This window comes from Pseudonocardia oroxyli (assembly GCF_900102195.1).
GTDB lineage: Bacteria > Actinomycetota > Actinomycetes > Mycobacteriales > Pseudonocardiaceae > Pseudonocardia > Pseudonocardia oroxyli.
The window spans coordinates 108,056-121,186 of sequence record NZ_FNBE01000012.1; the positions used below are offsets into that span (position 1 = coordinate 108,056).

The following is a 13,131-nucleotide window of genomic DNA, read 5'->3' on the forward strand; positions in this document are numbered from 1 at the left end:
GCACACGGGCTCATCCCACCGGGACCGCGCCCGCCAGCGTCGCGGCGAGCGCGCGAGCGACCGTGTCCAGGCCTGCGCGGGCGTCCGCCCACCCCGCGGCGCGGGGCTGGGTGCTGAGCAGCGACACGACGAACCGCGACCCGGCACCGACCACCCCGGCGCTGTGCAGGTAGTACCGCTGACCGAAGCAGCACATCCAGCCCTGCTTCGCCGCCACGGGCCCGGCGCCGTCCGCCAGTCCCGGCGCGAGCAGCCCGAAGTCCTGGGCGAACCCGTCGCGCGCCACCGCGGGCACCGACCCCAGCGCGTCCATGATCAGGTCGCGGTCGGGCCCCGGCATCGCCAGCACGTGGTCGTAGACCCGCAGGTGATCCTCCGCAGACACGAGCATCTCGCCCCACTGCGAGGGGTCGGCCGGATCGCGGGTGGCCGAGAGCCCGAGCCGCCCGGCCACCCGGGAGGCGGCGTGCGCACCGTCGAAGCGCGACCACAACGCGTTCATCGCCGCGTCGTCGCTGGGTCCGAGTGCCCGGCGGAGCAGGGCGAGGTCGGCGTCGCCGACCTCGAGGCCCTCGGTGCGGCGGTCCAGCACGTCGACGGCCACCACCAGCTTCGACAGCGAGGCGGCGTAGGTGGGCTCCGCCGCGGCGCCCGCGGAGGCCCACTCCCCAAGCTCCCGGTCGAGCACCGCGATCCGCAGGTCCAGACCCTGCACGACCGCGGCGGCCGTGGTGGCCGAGAGAACGGCGGCCGCGGCGGTCCCCCGCTCCGGCTCCGGCTCGGGTTCCGGCTCCCGGGGGACGAGCGCGAGCAGCCTCGCGAGCTCGGCCTCGGGCACCGCGGCCAGTCCGACGGAGAGGTCCGAGACACCCGAATCGCCGGGTGGCGCCCCGAGGAGCGCCGGCGCGGAAGTCGCCGGCGCGCTCAGCAACAGCGGCCCCATCGCCAGAACGACCCCGACGGCCACCAGGCCGATCCGGCGAGTCCCGCTGACGGTGCGGCCTCGGTGGTAGATCTCTCAAGCATCCGGCAGGCATCGGCACCCGGCAACCGCACGACTGTGTTGTCGATCACCTCACCCTGTCGACGGGGGGAGTGGTGTGGATCTCAATTGCGACATCGGCCACACTCTGCGTGTGCATCCGGCGGCCGCACCGTCGCGGCGGTCGGGTGCCGACGACGTCAGGGCTGCCGTCGCGCGATCTCCACGGCTCGACAGGTCTCACTGACGCACTGCGACGCAACAGGAGGTCGGATGACCGTGCCCGCTTTGGGGCTCGAGCTGGGATCGGGGGATCGGATCGTCGTCGGCGTGGTCGCCGTCGTCGCCCTCGCGGCCCTGGCCATCGGCTATAAGCTGCTCCGAGAAGTACTCAGCGCCGACCCCGGCACCCCCGAGATGCAGAGGATCGGCGAGGCGGTCCAGGAGGGCGCCCAGGCCTACCTCAGACGGCAGTTCAAGACGCTCGGCATCTTCGTCGTGATCGTCTTCCTGCTGCTCTTCGCGCTCCCCGCCGACGACATCGGCGAACGGATAGGCCGGTCGATCTTCTTCGTGATCGGCGCCGGGTTCTCGGCGGCCATCGGCTACCTCGGCATGTGGCTGGCCACGCGCGCCAACATCCGCGTCGCCTCCGCCTCGCGCGAGGCGGGCGGCCGCGAGAAGGCGACCCGGATCGCGTTCCGCACCGGCGGCGTCGTCGGCATGTTCACCGTCGGCCTCGGCCTGTTCGGCGCGGCGCTCGTCGTGCTCGTCTACGCGGGCCAGGCGCCCAAGGTGCTGGAGGGCTTCGGCTTCGGCGCGGCGCTGCTCGCCATGTTCATGCGAGTCGGCGGCGGCATCTTCACCAAGGCCGCGGACGTCGGCGCCGACCTGGTCGGCAAGGTCGAGCAGGGCATCCCGGAGGACGACCCGCGCAACGCCGCGACCATCGCGGACAACGTGGGTGACAACGTCGGCGACTGTGCGGGCATGGCGGCGGACCTCTTCGAGTCCTACGCGGTCATGCTCGTCGCTGCGCTGATCCTCGGCACCGCGGCGTTCGGCCTGCAGGGGCTGCTGTTCCCGTTGATCATCCCGGCGATCGGGGTGCTGACGGCGGTGCTCGGCGTGTACATCACCCGGACCCGCGTCGGCGAGGGCAGCCTGACGACGATCAACCGCAGCTTCTACATCTCGGCGGGCGTGTCCGCGGTGCTGTGCGCGATCGCCGCGTTCGTCTACCTGCCGGGCACCTGGGCGGGGCTGAGCAACCCGACCGACTCCTCGGTCGTCGCGGACATGGGCGGGGCGGACCCGCGGATCATCGCGACCATCGCCGTGATCATCGGCATCGTGCTGGCCGCGGCCATCCTCAAGCTGACCGGGTACTTCACCGGCACCGAGGACAAGCCCGTGCAGGACGTCGGCAAGTCCTCGCTGACCGGCGCCGCGACCGTCATCCTGTCCGGCATCTCGATCGGCTTCGAGTCCGCGGTCTACACCGCCCTCGTGATCAGCGCGGCCGTCTTCGGGGCGTTCACGCTCGCCACGGGGTCGATCACGGTGGCGTTGTTCGCCGTGGCCCTCGCGGGCACCGGCCTGCTGACCACGGTCGGCGTGATCGTCGCGATGGACACCTTCGGCCCCGTCGCCGACAACGCGCAGGGCATCGCGGAGATGTCCGGGGACGTCGAGGGCGAGGGTGTCGACATCCTCACCGAGCTCGACGCCGTCGGGAACACCACGAAGGCGATCACCAAGGGCATCGCGATCGCCACGGCGGTGCTCGCGGCGACCGCCCTGTTCGGGTCCTACCGGGACGCGATCAGCCAGGCGTTGAGCAAGGCGGGCGTGGCCCTCGAGGACGCGGGCACCGCGTTCGCCAACGAGGTGTTCTCGCCGAACACGCTGGTCGGCGTGATCATCGGCGCGTCGGTCGTCTTCATGTTCTCCGGGCTGGCGGTCAACGCCGTCACCCGTGCGGCGGGCGCCATCGTGTTCGAGGTGCGTCGCCAGTTCCGGGAGAACCCCGGGATCATGGAGGGCACGGTCCGCCCCGAGTACGGGCGCGTCGTGGACATCTGCACCCGGGACTCGCTGCGCGAGCTGGCCACCCCCGGCCTGCTGGCGATCTTCGCGCCGATCGCGGTCGGCTTCGGCCTGGGCGTCGGCCCGCTCGCGGGCTACCTGGCCGGGGCGATCGCCTGCGGCACCCTGATGGCGATCTTCCTCGCCAACTCCGGTGGTGCCTGGGACAACGCGAAGAAGCTCGTCGAGGACGGCAACCACGGCGGCAAGGGCTCCCCGGCCCACGAGGCCACGGTCATCGGCGACACCGTCGGCGACCCGTTCAAGGACACCGCGGGCCCGGCCATCAACCCGCTGATCAAGGTGATGAACCTGGTCTCGGTGCTCATCGCGCCCGCCGTCGTGCTGTTCAGCGTCGGCGACAGCGCCTCGGCACCGGTGCGGATCATCATCGCGCTCGTGGCCGTCGCGGTGATCGTCGCGGCGATCACGGTGTCCAAGCGGCGCACCTCCTCCATCCAGGAGACCCCGGCGGACAGCCCCGTCGCCTAGGCGGATCACACCTGCCCGTTCGGCGACCGATGAGGCCGCTCGTCCCGCTTCGGGGCGGGCGGCCTCGTTCGTCCGGGTCGCCCCCGCTACCGTCCGGGTGCCGAACAGCGGGGGGCGGACTCGGAGGACGGATGACGACACGGTGGGCCCGTAGGACCGCGACGGCGGCGGTGGTCGCCTGTGGTCTGCTGGTCGCGGGCTGCGGCGGCGCGGACGAGCAGGCGACGATCGACTGGACGAACGGCCTGTGCGGCTCGTACGCGACGTTCCGGGAGGCCGCGCTCGTCGGGCCCGCCCCGGCGACCGATCCGGAGGGCCAGGCCCGCAGCCTCGCGGCCTACCTCGGCGACACGGCCTCGGCGCTGGACACCTCGCTCGCGGACCTCGACGGCCTCGGCGCCTCCCCCGTCGAGGGCGGGGACCAGGCGGTCACGAAGTTCCGCGACCAGCTCACCCGCTACCGGGACGCGTTCCGCCAGGCGCACACCCAGGTCCAGGGACTGGACCTGGACTCGCGGACGCTGCCGCGGGACATGGAGGGCGCGGTCGCGCCCGTCCTGGCGTTGCAGGACACCGATCAGGACCCCCTCGCCGGCCTGGACTCGGCGGTCACGAACGCCGCGGCCAAGGCTCCCGCCTGCCAGGACCTCTCCCGGCTCAGCGGCAGCTGAGCCGACGGGCGCTCGCGAAGGCCGCCCGCCGTGGCCTAGTGTCGGGCGGCCCACTCGTCACCGGAGGTTCTCGTGCAGCGCCCGTCCCGGCTCGTCGCCGCAGTCCTGCTCGGCGGACTGCTGTCCGTCGGCGGGTGCGCCAGCGCCGTCGCCGGTGTGCCCCGGGCCGATCCGGCCCCCCAGCCGACCGCGGGCCGCGGGGCCGATCCCGTGGCCTGGGTGGACAAGGTGTGCGGCGCGGTACTCACGTTCACCGGGCCGGTGCTCGCCCAGCCGAACTTCGACGGGGCCGACCTGCCGGGCATCAAGCAGCGGCTGTCGGACTACCTCGCGGGCGCCGAGACCGGCCTGCAGCAGAGCCGCGACCAGCTCGGGCAGGTCGGGTCGGCGCCGGTCGGCGGCGGCGACGACATCGTCGCCCGGGCCACGGCGGGCCTGGAGAAGCTGCAGAGCGACATCAGCGCCGCGAAGGCCAAGGTCGACGCGTCGGACCCGAACAACGTGCCCGCCTTCCAGGCCGCGCTCGGCGAGACCCAGACCAGCCTCGCGCAGGTCACGGCGCCGGACGTGCTCGGTGACCTGCGCACCTCCCCGCGGCTGGCCAAGGCCGTCGACCAGGCCCCGGCCTGTGGGCAGCTGCAGGCGGCCAGCACCCCCCGGTAGCGCTCGTTCGAGCGAGTCCCGCGACACGGATCGAACAGATGTTCTAGTCTGCGCGACGTGTCGCAGCTGTCGCTGTTCTCGGCGGAGGCCCGGCCGACGTCGCTCGCCGACCTCGGCGGGCTGCTCTGCGGGCCGGCGCGGGTGCTGCGGTTCGGCGGTGGGGTCACCGCCCGGATCAGCCTGGACGCCGCCGACCCCGGTCGGGAGCGGGCGCTGCGCGCCGCGGCGGCGCCGTTCGGGCTGACGTTCGAGGCGGGCGGGCACAGCTGCGTGGGCCGTGAGCTGCGGACCGCCTACCGGCGCGACCTCGCCGGACTGGCCGGCGCCTGGACGGACCCGACGGGCCCGGACCACAAGCGGGTGCCTGCGGACTTCCAGCTGGACGGCACGGCGCTGCGGCTGTGGGTGCTGGCCGCGGGGCGTCCCGACGGGCGCGGCGGCTATCTCCTCCCGCTCGACGGCGGAGCGCCCGGCACCCACGACCGGCTGATCGCCGGGACCACGCGGCTCGGGCTGCCGCCCGCTCGCGTCCAGCTGCCCCGGTGCCCGGCCTGCACGGCGCGCGCGGACGCGGAGAAGGAGCCACCCGAGGAACCGGTCGAGCGGGTCCCGCCCCCGGCTCCCGTGCGCCGGGAGCGGCGGGATCCGGCGGACCCGGACACCCTCCTGGATCCCGACGACCTCCCCGTCGTCGATCTCCACGACCTGCACGATCTCCCCGAGCTCCCCGGCCCCGAACCCGTCACGATCTGCCGGACCCACCACCGGACGGGGGAATGCCGGGCGGCCGGACCGGCGTTGCGCATCACAGGAGCCCGGAGGATGCACCGCCTGGTGGAGCTGGTCGGCCCCCCGCCGGAGGGCGTCGATGCGGCCGAATGGCCGCGGTACTGGGGTCGAAGCCGCACTTGACCATCGGGCTACGCTCCGCTCGCTCCCCGACACCGCGGGAGGGTGTGAGGGATGCGACAGCGGTCGTCGATGTGCGACCGTGGCGGCGCGGGGCCGACGGAGAGCAATACTGTCGGCCCAGGGTCGAACCGGGAGTTACCGTAGGTGACGCTCCGGACATGACAGACCCGGAGGACGGTGGCGGCCGGTACGAGACCGGCGGCGCTGCCGGAGGGATGGAGTAGGACCAACGTGGCAACCGGAACGACGAGCACCGAGACCGACGAGCCGACCGAGAAGAAGGCCGCCGGCACCTCGACGCGTCGCAAGAGCGCCGCGGCCGGGGGTGGTCGTCGCAACGGGACGGGATCGACCACGGCCGCGGGCGGCCGGGTGCGCCGCCTGGTGATCGTCGAGTCGCCGACCAAGGCGAAGAAGATCCAGCCCTACCTCGGCAACGACTACGTGGTGGAGTCGAGCGTCGGGCACATCCGTGACCTGCCGCGCGGCGCGGCGGACGTACCCGCCAAGTACAAGGGCGAGCCGTGGGCCCGCCTGGGCGTGGACGTGGACAACGAGTTCCACCCGCTCTACATCGTCACGCCGGAGAAGAAGTCGAAGGTCTCCGAGCTCAAGGACCTGCTCAAGGACGCCGACGAGCTCCTCCTCGCCACGGACCCCGACCGCGAGGGCGAGGCGATCGCCTGGCACCTGCTGGACACCCTGCGCCCGAAGATCCCGGTCCGCCGGATGGTCTTCCACGAGATCACCGAGCCCGCGATCCGCGCGGCCGCGGAGAACACCCGCGAGCTGGACCAGGACCTGGTCGACGCACAGGAGACCCGGCGCATCCTGGACCGCCTCTACGGCTACGAGGTCTCCCCCGTGCTGTGGAAGAAGGTCATGCCGCGGCTCTCGGCGGGGCGCGTGCAGTCGGTGGCGACCCGACTGATCGTGCAGCGCGAGCGCGAGCGGATGGCGTTCGTCTCCGCGGGCTACTGGGACATCGCCGCGACCATGGACGCGGGCGCGGACGCCACGCCGCGCCAGTTCGGCTCGCGGTTGGTCAGCGTGGACGGCAGCCGCGTCGCCACCGGACGGGACTTCGGGGCCGACGGCAAGCTCAAGGGGCGTGACGTCACCGTCCTCGACGAGGCCGGCGCCCGCCGGCTGGCGGAGAGCCTCGAGGGCCACGACCTGACCGTCGCGTCGGTCGACTCCAAGCCGTACACCCGCAAGCCGTACGCCCCGTTCATGACGTCGACGCTGCAGCAGGAGGCGGGCCGCAAGCTGCGGTTCTCCTCCGAGCGCACCATGCGCAGCGCGCAGCGGCTGTACGAGAACGGCTACATCACCTACATGCGTACGGACTCGACCACGCTGTCGGAGTCCGCGATCCAGGCCGCCCGCGCGCAGGCCCGGGAGCTCTACGGCGACTCCTACGTGCCCTCGGCCCCCCGGCAGTACACGCGCAAGGTCAAGAACGCGCAGGAGGCCCACGAGGCGATCCGCCCCGCGGGCGACACCTTCCGCACCCCGGGCGAGATCGCCCGCGAGGTCGACGGGGACGACTTCCGGCTCTACGAGCTGATCTGGCAGCGCACCGTCGCCTCGCAGATGGCGGACGCGCGCGGCACCACCGTCTCCATCCGGATCAACGGCACGGCGGCCACCGGCGAGGAGGTCGTGTTCGCCAGCTCCGGCCGCACGATCACCTTCCCCGGGTTCCTCAAGGCCTACGTCGAGACCGTCGAGGAGAGCTCGAACGAGCAGGCGGACGACGCCGAGTCCCGGCTGCCGAACCTCACCGAGGGCCAGGCGCTCACCGCGGCCGAGCTGAGCCCGGAGGGGCACTCCACCAACCCGCCCGCCCGCTACAGCGAGCCGAGCCTGGTCAAGCAGCTCGAGGAGCTGGGGATCGGGCGGCCGTCGACGTACGCGTCGATCATCAAGACCATCCAGGACCGCGGGTACGTCTGGAAGAAGGGCTCCGCGCTCGTCCCGAGCTGGGTCGCGTTCTCGGTGGTCGGGCTACTGGAGCACCACTTCGGCAGGCTCGTCGACTACGACTTCACCGCCGCGATGGAGGACGAGCTCGACGCCATCTCCTCGGGCAACCTCACCCGCAACGCCTGGCTCACCGGCTTCTACTTCGGCGACGGCACGTCCGCCGAGGGGTCGGTGGCGCGCGAGGGCGGGCTGAAGAAGCTCGTCGGCGTCAACCTCGAGGAGATCGACGCCCGCACGATCAACTCGATCCCGCTGTTCACCGACAGCCAGGGCCGCGAGGCGGTCGTGCGCGTCGGGCGGTACGGGCCGTACATGGAGCGTCCGACGGACGAGACGGACGCCGAGGGCAAGCCGAAGACCCAGCGCGCCAACCTGCCCGAGGACCTCCCGCCGGACGAGCTCACCGAGGAGATCGCCGAGAAGCTGTTCTCGGTGCCGCAGGAGGGCCGCACGCTGGGCACGGACCCGGTGACCGGGCACGAGATCGTCGCCAAGGAGGGCCGCTACGGCCCCTTCGTCACCGAGCTGCTGTCCGAGGAGGAGGCGGCCGCGGCGAAGAAGGCGAAGACCAAGCCGCGCACCGGGTCGCTGTTCAAGGACATGTCGGTGGAGACCGTCACCCTCGACGACGCGCTCAAGCTGCTCAGCCTGCCCCGGATCGTCGGGACCGACCCGGAGTCCGGGGAGGAGATCACCGCGCAGAACGGCCGCTACGGCCCGTACCTGAAGAAGGGCACGGACTCGCGCTCGCTGACCAGCGAGGAGCAGCTGTTCACGGTGACCCTCGACGAGGCGCTGGAGATCTACAAGCAGCCCAAGCAGCGCGGCCGCCGCACCGCCGCGGCCACCCCGCCGCTGCGCGAGCTGGGCAAGGACTCCGCCACGGACAAGCCGATGGTGATCAAGGACGGCCGCTTCGGCCCCTACGTCACCGACGGCGAGACCAACGCCTCGCTCCGCAAGGGCGACAGCGTCGAGGAGATCACCGACGAGCGCGCCAGCGAGCTCCTCGCCGAACGCCGCGCCAAGGCCCCGGTGAAGAAGGCCCCGGCCAAGCGCAAGGCCCCCGCGAAGAAGCCCGCGGCGAAGAAGGCCCCGGCCAAGTAGCCCGTGCGCGGCGATGGTCGCCCTGGCGACCATCGCCGCTCACGAGTTCACAGCAGGGACCGCACCGCGGTGCTCAGGCGCTTGCCGTCCGCGCGACCGGCTGCGGCGGCGGTGGCCTTCTTCATGACCAGGCCCATCTGACGCGGCCCGGGGGTCTCGCCGGTCTCCGCCGTCACCTCGGCGACGGCGGCGGCGGCGATCTCGCTCAGCTCCGCGTCCGTGAGCTGCGTGGGCAGATAACCGGCCAGGACCTCGCCCTCGGCGCGCTCCTGCGCGGCCTGCTCGGTGCGCCCCGCGGCCGCGAAGGCCTCGGCGGACTCCTCGCGCTTCTTCTGCTCCTTCGCGATGACCTTGAGGACCTCCTCGTCGGACAGGTCGCGGTGCTCGGTCCCGGCCACCTCGGCGTTGCCGATCGCGGTCAGGGTCAGCCGCAGGGTTGCCTTGACCAGCTCGTCGCGGGCCTTCATGGCCGCGGTCAGGTCGCTGCGCAGCCGCTCCTTCAAGGTGCTCACAAGGCAGCAACGTACCCTGGCCGCCGTGCATCCTCTCGCGCGTTTCGCCCTGGGCACCGCCACCACGGGCCTGGCGGGCGTCGCCTATGCCGCCGGGTACGAGTCGCGTCGGTGGACCCTGCGCGAGGCCGCGCTGCCGGTGCTGCCGGAGGGCAGCAGGCCGCTCCGGATCCTGCACGTCTCCGACCTGCACCTCACACCGGGGCAGGAGAGCAAGAAGCGGTGGGTCGCCGAGCTCGCCGCGCTGGAGCCGGATCTCGTCGTGAACACCGGGGACAACCTGGCGCACCCCAAGGCCGTGCCCGCAGCGCTCGCCGCGCTCGGCCCCCTGCTGGACCGGCCCGGGCTGTTCGTCTTCGGCAGCAACGACTACTTCGGCCCCACCCCCAAGAACCCGGCCCGCTACCTGCGCCCCTCGCAGCGCCGGATCCACGGAGCGCCGCTGCCGTGGCGGGACCTGCGCGCCGGGTTCGTGGAGCACGGCTGGCAGGACGCGACGCACCAGCGCCTCTTCCTCGACGTCGACGGGCGCCGGATCGGCGTCGTCGGCGTGGACGACCCGCACCTCTCGCTCGACCGCTACTCGAGTGTCTCGGGTCCCATGACGGCGGACCTGCGGCTCGGGCTGACCCACTCGCCGGAGCCGCGGGTGCTCGACGGCATGGCAGCGGACGGCGTCGACCTCGTGCTGGCCGGTCACACGCACGGTGGTCAGCTCCGGCTGCCCGGCTACGGCGCGATCGTCACCAACTGCGGTATCGACCGGTCCCGGGCGCGCGGGGCGTCGCGCTGGGGCACACACACCTGGCTGCACGTGTCCGCCGGGATGGGCACCTCGCCGTACACGCCGGTCCGGTTCGCCTGCCCGCCGGAGGTCAGCCTGCTGACCCTGCTGCCCCGCCCGGCGGCCCCCGCGCGGTCGAAGGCCACCCCCGCGCAGGCGTCGGAAACGGTCGGGTAGAGTTCTCCACGGTTCATCGGGGTGTGGCGCAGCTTGGTAGCGCGCTTCGTTCGGGACGAAGAGGTCGCAGGTTCAAATCCTGTCACCCCGACCATCACAGAAGGCCCAGGTCGCTCCGACCTGGGCCTTCTTGGTGTCCGGGTGCCCGGCCATCCGAGCGGCGTCGGACCCGGTGGGGGCTCCACCCCACGTGGCTCAGGTTCCAGACCGTCCGGATCCCCGACCATCCGAAGGGCGTTGGACCCGACAGGGCCTCCACCCCACGTGGCTCAGGTTCCAGATCGTCCAGGCTGCGGACCATCCGAGAGACGCAGGGGCCGACGGGGGCTCCGCCCCGCTCAGCTCAGGTTCCTGATGGTCAGGCAGCCGGGCCATCCGAACAGCGCCGGACTTGAAGGAGGCTCCACCGCGGGTGGCTGAGATTCCTGATTATCCAGATCCCCGACGATCCGAGCGGCGCCAGACGCGACAGGGGATCCCCGGCGTGGCTCGGGTTCCGGATGATCCGGGGCCCGGATCATCCGGAGTCGCATCCTTCGAGCACCTGATCATCAGGAAACTGAGCCACGCACGCCGGCCCGCCCGCCAAGTCGGAGGGGCGCCGGATCGCCCGGCCACCGGACCGTCAGGAACCTGCGCCATGCACGGCGACCCGGTCTCCCGGTCCTGCAGCCGCCGGATGGCCCGCCCACCTGACCATCAGGAACCTGAGTAGTGCGCCTCGGGACGTACCGGGCGGCCCGTCGTCCGACCTACTCGCAGGCGATGCCGTCGCCGTCTCGGTCCAGCTTGGTGCTGTAGCCCGGCTCGCCTCGGTGGAGCGGGGCGGCGCCTGCGTTCCGTGCCTCGGTGCAGTTCTTGTAGGACGCACCGCTCGACGACGACGCCGGGGCGGGGTCCGCGGCCCGCGGGGCGGGGGCCACCAGGGGCTGCGGGGCGCGGGCGGCGGGTGCCTGGGCCGCGGGTGCCCGGGTGCCCGGGGCCACGGCGGCGGGTGCGGGTGCGGGTGCCGCGGCGGGCACCGCGGGGGCGGGCGCGACGACCGGCGGCTCGGCCGCCTCGCCCAGCGTGATCGGGTCCGTGGCCGAGGCCCGCGCACCGGTCCCGGGGAGCTGTGCGGTCACGGTCCCGGCCGCGACCCCGGGCTGCGCTCCGGTGGACGGGCCCATCACCACGGTCGAGAAGCCCGCGGCCCGGAGGGTGTCGCGAGCCTGCACGTCACTCATCCCGACGACGTTGGGGACGACCAGCAGGACCGGCGCGGGCGGAACAGCGGCGACCGGGGCGGGAGCGGCGACCGGCCGCGGCTCCGCCGAGGCACCGCCCGCGATCGCGACGACGGTCATCACCACGCAGATCGCCGTGCCGACGACGCCGAGCACCATCCCCGCCGTGCTGCGGCCTGCCGTGTCCGCGGCTCCGCTGCGGAAGCGCCGGCGGCCGGTGCGGGAGATCAGCAGCGCGGGCACCGTCACGATCAGCCCGACCACCGGGATCCAGCCCGCGACCAGGCCCAGCACACCCAGCACGAACCCGGTCGTCGCCGGCCGGTTGCCCGTGGGCTGGGTGGGCGGGACGGAGGAGGTCCAGTGCTGCGTGGCGGTCATCGGTTCCCCTCGTGGCGGTTCAGTGAGCTGAACGGCCTATCGGAGGGACGTCGACGGCATTACCCGGCATCGTCAGTTCTGACGAGCGGGCACCGGGATCCGGCCGGTGAGGATCAGCAGGAGGTCTCCGATCGGGGCCTCGACGGGCTCGCCGGCACCCCGTCGCCACTCGACGTCCGTGGCGACCAGTTCCCGGCCGCGCACGCGGTCCCGGGCACGGAAGGGGAAGGCGCGGCGCCACACCAGATCGGCGGCGACGGTGGCGGGCTCGGCCGGGATCGCGATGTCGAGGCCGAGGGGGCGGGCGATGTCCTGGGTGTGGACCAGCACGTCGTTCAGCGGGTCGGCGGGCACGGTGCCGGGCGGGCGGCGGCGGACCCCGACCAGGCCCCGCACCTCGTCGGCGAGCTGCGACGTGGGCACCGCGGCGTGCGCCCTGGCGGTCGCATCGACCATGCGGTCGAACCGGAACCCGCTGCGCACCATGGCGGCGACCTGTGTCAACGGCGACTCCGCGGTGAGCGCGACGTGCGCCGCCACCTCCCGCACCCGCCAGCCCGCGCACAGCGACGGCTGCTCCCACTGCGCGGGGGTGAGTCCCGCGAGCAGATCGGCCAGCTCGGCGCGGGCGGTGTCGATCCAGGCATCCATCACGGCCCCCAGTTAGTCAGCTTCCCTGACCAATAGTAGTCAGGAAAACTGACTACACTCAACCCGTGAACGTCGGAAACCTGCTGTTCATCCCCTACCGGGCGATGGAGACCGAGGTGATGCACGCCCTCGCCGAGGCGGGCCACGGCGTGCTCACCCTGGCCCAGGCCCGGGTGTTCCAGCGGATCGCGCCCGGCGGCAGCAGGCTGACCGACCTCGCCGACCAGGCGCAGGTCACGAAGCAGACCGCGGGCGTGCTCGTCGACCAGCTCCAGCGCGCGGGCTACGTCCAGCGCGTCCCGGACCCCTCCGACGGCCGCGCCCGGCTGGTCACCTTCACCGACCTGGGATGGCGGGCGTGCGTGGTGGCGAACGACACCGTCGCCCAGATCGAGGCGCGCTGGGCCGACCACCTCGGCGACGACATGCCCGCCCTGCGCCGAGCGCTGACCCGTCTGCGCGAGATCACCGATCCGTACGCGACCTGAGCTCCGAG

At 72.9% G+C, this 13,131-nt stretch carries 11 protein-coding genes and 1 tRNA gene; 8 read left to right on the forward strand and 4 right to left on the reverse strand.

The window, feature by feature from the left end; genetic code table 11:
• Positions 1-10 precede the first annotated feature (10 nt).
• On the reverse strand, positions 11-838 hold the full coding sequence (locus BLS43_RS18630) for a serine hydrolase (protein ID WP_143030119.1): 828 nt from the start codon (positions 836-838) through the stop codon (positions 11-13).
• Positions 839-1,255: 417 nt separating this feature from the next.
• Between BLS43_RS18630 and BLS43_RS18635 the strand changes: the two genes are divergently transcribed.
• The 5 genes from BLS43_RS18635 to topA all read left to right on the forward strand — a co-directional run bounded on the left by BLS43_RS18635 (position 1,256) and on the right by topA (position 8,904).
• The gene (locus BLS43_RS18635) at positions 1,256-3,562 is read left to right on the forward strand and encodes a sodium-translocating pyrophosphatase (RefSeq protein WP_093086858.1); all 2,307 of its coding nucleotides are present in this window, start codon (positions 1,256-1,258) and stop codon (positions 3,560-3,562) included.
• A gap of 131 nt (positions 3,563-3,693) precedes the next feature.
• A complete protein-coding gene (locus BLS43_RS18640) occupies positions 3,694-4,233 on the forward strand; it encodes a hypothetical protein (protein ID WP_143030120.1) in 540 nt (179 codons plus the stop codon).
• Positions 4,234-4,305: 72 nt separating this feature from the next.
• A complete protein-coding gene (locus BLS43_RS18645) occupies positions 4,306-4,896 on the forward strand; it encodes a hypothetical protein (protein WP_093086577.1) in 591 nt (196 codons plus the stop codon).
• Positions 4,897-4,953: 57 nt separating this feature from the next.
• Positions 4,954-5,808, forward strand: a complete 855-nt coding sequence (locus BLS43_RS18650; RefSeq protein ID WP_093086579.1) for a hypothetical protein — start codon at positions 4,954-4,956, stop codon at positions 5,806-5,808.
• A gap of 372 nt (positions 5,809-6,180) precedes the next feature.
• Positions 6,181-8,904, forward strand: coding sequence for a type I DNA topoisomerase (gene topA / locus BLS43_RS18655; protein WP_425438557.1), 2,724 nt, complete (start codon positions 6,181-6,183; stop codon positions 8,902-8,904).
• A gap of 47 nt (positions 8,905-8,951) precedes the next feature.
• On the opposite strand, the gene BLS43_RS18660 is transcribed toward topA, so the two are convergent.
• The gene (locus BLS43_RS18660) at positions 8,952-9,416 is read right to left on the reverse strand and encodes a GatB/YqeY domain-containing protein (RefSeq protein ID WP_093086582.1); all 465 of its coding nucleotides are present in this window, start codon (positions 9,414-9,416) and stop codon (positions 8,952-8,954) included.
• A 25-nt stretch (positions 9,417-9,441) separates the two neighbouring features.
• Here BLS43_RS18660 and BLS43_RS18665 point away from each other — a divergent pair, with 25 nt between their 5' ends.
• Positions 9,442-10,377, forward strand: coding sequence for a metallophosphoesterase (locus tag BLS43_RS18665; protein ID WP_245707575.1), 936 nt, complete (start codon positions 9,442-9,444; stop codon positions 10,375-10,377).
• Between the two features lie 17 nt (positions 10,378-10,394).
• A tRNA-Pro gene (locus tag BLS43_RS18670) sits at positions 10,395-10,471 on the forward strand.
• A 658-nt stretch (positions 10,472-11,129) separates the two neighbouring features.
• Here BLS43_RS18670 and BLS43_RS31230 read toward each other — a convergent pair.
• Both BLS43_RS31230 and BLS43_RS18680 read right to left on the reverse strand, forming a co-directional pair.
• Positions 11,130-11,984, reverse strand: coding sequence for an excalibur calcium-binding domain-containing protein (locus tag BLS43_RS31230; RefSeq protein ID WP_245707578.1), 855 nt, complete (start codon positions 11,982-11,984; stop codon positions 11,130-11,132).
• A gap of 72 nt (positions 11,985-12,056) precedes the next feature.
• Positions 12,057-12,635 (reverse strand): maleylpyruvate isomerase family mycothiol-dependent enzyme, encoded by a 579-nt coding sequence (locus tag BLS43_RS18680; protein WP_093086588.1) that lies wholly within the window; start codon positions 12,633-12,635, stop codon positions 12,057-12,059.
• A gap of 65 nt (positions 12,636-12,700) precedes the next feature.
• Between BLS43_RS18680 and BLS43_RS18685 the strand changes: the two genes are divergently transcribed.
• Positions 12,701-13,123: a MarR family winged helix-turn-helix transcriptional regulator gene (locus BLS43_RS18685; protein ID WP_218129891.1), complete on the forward strand. Its 423-nt coding sequence runs from the start codon at positions 12,701-12,703 to the stop codon at positions 13,121-13,123.
• Positions 13,124-13,131: the final 8 nt, after the last annotated feature.